Origin of the sequence: Nocardiopsis sp. TNDT3, from assembly GCF_003427465.1 — a bacterium.
GTDB classification, from domain to species: domain Bacteria; phylum Actinomycetota; class Actinomycetes; order Streptosporangiales; family Streptosporangiaceae; genus Nocardiopsis; species Nocardiopsis dassonvillei.
The window spans coordinates 1-5,093 of the sequence record NZ_QPFC01000040.1 but is presented as its reverse complement, the minus strand read 5'-3'; the positions used below and the strand labels follow the sequence as shown (position 1 = coordinate 5,093).

Below are 5,093 nucleotides of genomic sequence, written 5' to 3'. Positions count from 1 at the left end.
CCCCGGGGTTCGGGGCACGCGGGGCGAGGGGGGTGTAGGAAGGACAGCGAGTGGGATCCGTCCCAGGGAAAGAAGGAGCACCGTGACACACGCAGACCCGGCTCGCGTCGAGCAGGTCCGCGCCAACCTCGCCGCCGCGCGGGCCAGGATCGAGGCGGCCTGCGCCAAGGCCGGCCGCAGCCCGGACGAGGTGTCGCTGGTCGCCGTCACCAAGACACACCCGGCCTCCGATGTGCGGATTCTCGCCTCACTCGGGGTGACCGACGTGGGCGAGAACCGCGACCAGGAGGCGGCGCCCAAGGCCGCCGAGACCGCCGACCTCGGCCTGACCTGGCACTTCGTGGGCCAGTTGCAGACCAACAAGGCGCGGTCGGTGGCCTCCTACGCCGACGTCGTGCACTCGGTGGACCGCGCCAGGCTGGCCCGGGCACTGGGCGAGCGCGCCGCCGCGGCCGGACGGAGCCTGACCTGCCTCGTCCAGATCAACCTCGACGAGGACTCGAGGGCCGGGGTGATCGGTCCGCGCGGGGGCGTCGACCCCGGGGACGCGCTCGAACTCGCGGCGCGGATCGAGGAGCACGAGGCGCTCGTGCTGGGCGGGGTCATGGCGGTCGCCCCCCGCGAGGGCGATCCCTCGGCCGCCTTCGCGCGTCTACAGGAGGTCGCGGCCCGCATCCGCGATCGCTATCCTCGGGCGACGGTGGTGTCCGCGGGCATGAGCGGGGACCTGGAGGCGGCGGTCGAGCGAGGCGCGACACACCTGCGACTCGGTACGGCGTTGCTCGGCAACCGGGGACCGATCGTGGGGTAATGTCCCCACATAGACCTTGGAACCCGTCTGTGGAGTTCGCCCGAATGGACGCTCTCCCCGAGAGCGGACGGGACAGTGCGAAGGAGTCGGCTGCGGTGAAGGCCGCGGGGACGACGGAGGACATGAGATGGCCGGCGCGATGCGCAAGATGGCGGTCTACCTCGGCCTCGTGGAGGACGACCGTTACGATCACCGCTATGCGGACGAATATGATGAGTTCGACGATTTCGACGAGGGGGTGGAGGAGCAGCGTGAACGCGACGCTGACGCCCCGCCCGGCGAGGAAGCGCGAGGCGACGTGATGGACACCGGCGGTTACCTGGGCTCAGGTCGCGGTGGCACGACCGCGACCGCCTCCACCGCCGACCTCGCGCGGATCACCACGCTCCATCCGCGTACCTACAACGAGGCGCGTACCATCGGAGAGCACTTCCGAGAGGGTACACCGGTGATCATGAACCTGACCGAGATGGTCGACAGCGACGCCAAGCGTCTGGTCGACTTCGCGGCTGGTCTGATCTTCGGTCTGCATGGCAGTATCGAACGCGTCACCAACAAGGTGTTCCTGCTGTCCCCGGCCAACGTCGAGGTGACCGCCGAGGACAAGGCGCGGATCGCCGAGCGAGGGTTCTTCAATCAGAGCTAGAACGTCACATTTGTCCAGAGATTGGGTCGAGGAACGACCGTGAGTACCGTCCTGTCCGTGCTGATCATCATCCTGCAGCTGTTTGTCTTCGTGCTGCTGGCCAGGGTGATCCTGGAGATGGTGCAGTCCTTCTCCAGATCGTGGCGCCCCACGGGGTTCGTGCTCGTGATCGCTGAGATCGTGTACACGATCACCGACCCGCCACTGAGGTTCCTGCGTCGGTTCATCAAGCCCGTACGCCTGGGGAGCATCGCGCTCGACCTGAGCGTCCTGGTGCTCTTCTTCGGCGTCTACATCTTGATCGCACTGCTCGGGAGCTTCGCCTAGCAGGAGAGTAGACGTAGGCGGAAGGAACCGCCCCGGATTCCGCTATGTGGTCTTGGTCATGATCTGGATTGCCGTAAGGTCACGATCATGTAGCGTCCCTACGGACAGACTCCAAGCGCGCCAAGGAGACGAACATGCCGCTGACACCCGCCGATGTGCGGAACAAGCAGTTCAGTACCACCCGGCTCCGACCGGGATACGACGAAGAAGAGGTCGACGCCTTCCTCGACGAGGTCGAGTCCGAGCTCGACCGCCTGATCCAGGAGAACGAGGAACTGCGCGGCAAGCTGGCCGAGTGCCTGCGGGGCAAGGTGCCCAACGCCGGCATGCAGGACTTCCAGCAGCAGGACCAGGCGCCCGAGCCGCAGCACGAGCAGATGCGCCCCGAGCCGGTGCAGCCTCCGCAGGCCGTCGAGCCCCAGCCCCCGGTCCAGCAGCAGATGCAGATGGCCGGTCCCGGCATGGGCATGGGCGGCGAGGAGAACATGGACACGGCCGCCCGTGTTCTGGCCCTCGCGCAGCAGACCGCCGACCAGGCGATCTCCGACGCCCGCCGCGAGGCCGACGAGACCCTCGGCCGCGCCCGCCACGAGTCCGAGGACATCCTCGGCAAGGCCCGCCGCCAGGCCGACCAGATCATCGGTGAGGCCCGCGCCCGTTCCGAGAACCTCGACCGCGACGCGCAGGAGCGCCACCGCCAGGTCATGGGCAGCCTCGTCCAGCAGCGCGAGGAGCTGGAGCACAAGGTCAACGTGCTCAAGGACTTCGAGCGTGAGTACCGCAGCCGCCTCAAGGACTACTTCGAGCGCCAGCTGCGCGAGCTCAAGAGCGAGGAGGAGAAGGCCCAGGAGCTGAACAACCCGAACACCACGGGCGGCTTCCAGACCATGGCTCCGCAGACCGGCGCAACGCCCTCGCTCCAGCACGGCCCCACGGGCAACCCGTTCGGGCAGCCCGAGCCGGCCCAGCACGGCGGGTTCCACCCGGGCGAGCCGCACGAGCGCCGCTGATCACCGCGGCATCCGCTCGAACAACTGAAGACTCCGGCACAACACGTGTAAAGGTCCTGGTCGACCCGTGATCCTTAGCATCCTCGCAACCGTGGCGGTGCTGACGGCCATCGCCGTCATCGTGGCCGCCCTGGTGTTCGCCGAGACCGTCCTGGTGTATGTGGCACTGGGACTGGCGGGCGTCAGCGTTCTCCTCCTACTGGGGGCGCTGCTCCAGGGAAGGTCCGGCGGCGGGGGCAGACCGGATCGGACGGACGGTTTGGGGAAGGCGTCCGTCCCCGTCATGGCCGCCACCGCGGCATCGGCGGTGCCCATCGCACACGTGGAGTCGGAGAACCCCGGGCGCGTACCCGCACCGGCCTCCGAGCCGGTGCGGGAGCCCCGTGTCCCGGAGCGGCCCGCCTGGCCGACTCCGGTCGCGGAGGACGCCGGTCACGGAGAACCCGAGTACGACGTCCCCCGCTGGCAGACCCCCACGGCCCACGACTGGCCGGAACCGGATACGGCGGCGCACGACGCCGCCCCCTCCGCTCCCCACGCCGGACCGACCCCCTCCTGGGCGTCCTCCGAGGAGGAGCGGCCGCTCCGCGCCCCGGCGCCCTGGGAGAGCGGAGCCGACGCCGCCGACACCGCCGCGAGGGCGGAGTGGGACGAGCCGAGCGGTACCACCGCCGAGGACGGACCCGACACGGGGGACGGGACCGGCGAGCGCACCGCCGCCTCCGGCCCAGCCTTCACCTATGACATTCCCGGCCGCACGCCCCCGGCCGATGACGGCCCCTCCGCCGAGGACCGCCCCCCGTTCGGGGAGGACGCGGTCGGGGAGGACATCGACGACGCGCCCTTCACGGACGCCCCCGACGAGCACGGCGGTCGGGAGCGGGGCGGCTCCGCGTTCACCTCCGAGGAGCCCTTCGCCTACAGCATCCCCCGTCCGGCGCAGGCCGTGGAGGAGAACTTCCCCGGGAACGGGGACGACGACTCCGGGAGCGCAGACCGGGACGCGGCCCCCTCCGCCCGCGACGTCCCCGGGGACGGGGACCGGGACAGCGACGGGGACGGCACTCAGGGGACCGGCACCTCGGACAGGGCCCCGTTCGCCTACGACATCCCCGGACGGTCGGCCGCTGAGGGAGCCGTCGAGGAGGACGCCTTCGCGGAGGACGGCGACGACGGGGACCGGCCCGACGAGGAGGAGAGCGGGGCCTTCGCCTACGACGTTCCCGGAGCCTCCTCCGCCGAGGACGCCTCCTCGCCCGGTGACGGCTCCCGGGCCGCGCGGGACGCGGTGGAGGAGGACATCGACGACGCGCCCTCCGCGGACGCCCCCGAGAGGAGTGACGCGGGGGAGCCCGGCGAGGACACGGCCGCCGCCGGGACCCCTGAGCCCGACGAGGCGTCCGTGCCCGCCGCTGACCACGAGGACGCCCGGGACACCGCGGAGGCGCGCGCCGCGGAGCGTCCGGAGGAAGCGGACGAGGACTCCGAGCCCGCCGCCGACCGGGAGGACGCCCTGGAGGCGCACGCCACGGAGCAGGCCCCGAGTGAGCCCGGGGCGGACGGGGGCGGCCCGGAGACGGCTGTCCTCCCGGTGGTCTCCGGGGAGCCGGAGGACGGACACGCTCCCGGCTCGGAGACGGCCGTCCTCCCGGTGATCTCCGCGGACTCCGAGCCGGAGGAGGAGCGAGCCCCCGACGGCGACCCCGATGACGCCGGGACCGACGAGGTGGCGGACAGCACCGGGGACGGCGCCCGGGCCGACGACGAGGCCGACGAGCGCGCCGCGGACGGGGACTCCGGTGACGGGCGGGACGCCAGCAGCGGCGCCTTCTCCTACCGCGTCCCCAGCGGCGGGGACGAGGATGAGGACGGTGCGCGGGCCGGAGACGTCCCGGCCGCAGCCGAGCCCGACCACGGGGACACCGGGGAGGCCGACTCCGCCGCCCGTGCGGAACGCCCCGCCGACGGTGCCGAGGACGGTCCGGACGAGGACGGGGCGCGGGACACCGCCGACCGCGCCCCCCACGACGACGCCTCCGACACCAAGCGCTGAGACCCGGCGAGGGCGCCGCTCGGAGGAGCGGCGCCCTCGCGCGTTGACGGCCGGATCACAACGGTGCGTCGCCCCCGCGCGCTGAACGCCCTCCCAGGGCCGGGGAGGGCGACCACGGACCTCAGCGGCGGACCGGCCCCCAGCGGTGCCGAACGGTGTCGTGTGCGCGGCTCGACCATCCGGACGCCCGGCGGTCACCGCGGCCCGCGCCCCCGCCGCCGTGGAACGGAAAGCGGCCCGGCCCGT

At 72.0% G+C, this 5,093-nt stretch carries 5 protein-coding genes; all 5 read left to right on the top strand.

Translation table 11 applies throughout. The features are described from left to right. Positions 1-82: 82 nt before the first annotated feature. The 5 genes from DQW06_RS01070 to DQW06_RS01050 all read left to right on the top strand — a co-directional run bounded on the left by DQW06_RS01070 (position 83) and on the right by DQW06_RS01050 (position 4,847). Positions 83-811, top strand: coding sequence for a YggS family pyridoxal phosphate-dependent enzyme (locus DQW06_RS01070; RefSeq protein WP_013151953.1), 729 nt, complete (start codon positions 83-85; stop codon positions 809-811). 127 nt (positions 812-938) lie between these two features. Then, a complete protein-coding gene (locus tag DQW06_RS01065) occupies positions 939-1,457 on the top strand; it encodes a cell division protein SepF (RefSeq protein WP_013151954.1) in 519 nt (172 codons plus the stop codon). Positions 1,458-1,496: 39 nt separating this feature from the next. Further along, positions 1,497-1,784: a YggT family protein gene (locus DQW06_RS01060; protein WP_013151955.1), complete on the top strand. Its 288-nt coding sequence runs from the start codon at positions 1,497-1,499 to the stop codon at positions 1,782-1,784. A 134-nt stretch (positions 1,785-1,918) separates the two neighbouring features. Continuing rightward, positions 1,919-2,794: a DivIVA domain-containing protein gene (locus DQW06_RS01055; RefSeq protein WP_013151956.1), complete on the top strand. Its 876-nt coding sequence runs from the start codon at positions 1,919-1,921 to the stop codon at positions 2,792-2,794. A 91-nt stretch (positions 2,795-2,885) separates the two neighbouring features. After that, a complete protein-coding gene (locus tag DQW06_RS01050) occupies positions 2,886-4,847 on the top strand; it encodes an AAA family ATPase (RefSeq protein WP_232832930.1) in 1,962 nt (653 codons plus the stop codon). The last annotated feature ends 246 nt before the right edge of the window (positions 4,848-5,093 follow it).

Coding starts and splice junctions, on each gene's coding strand:
- DQW06_RS01065 (WP_013151954.1), top strand. CDS start 939: ATGGCCGGCGCGATGCGCAAGATGGCGGTCTACCTCGGCCTCGTGGAG.
- DQW06_RS01055 (WP_013151956.1), top strand. CDS start 1,919: ATGCCGCTGACACCCGCCGATGTGCGGAACAAGCAGTTCAGTACCACC.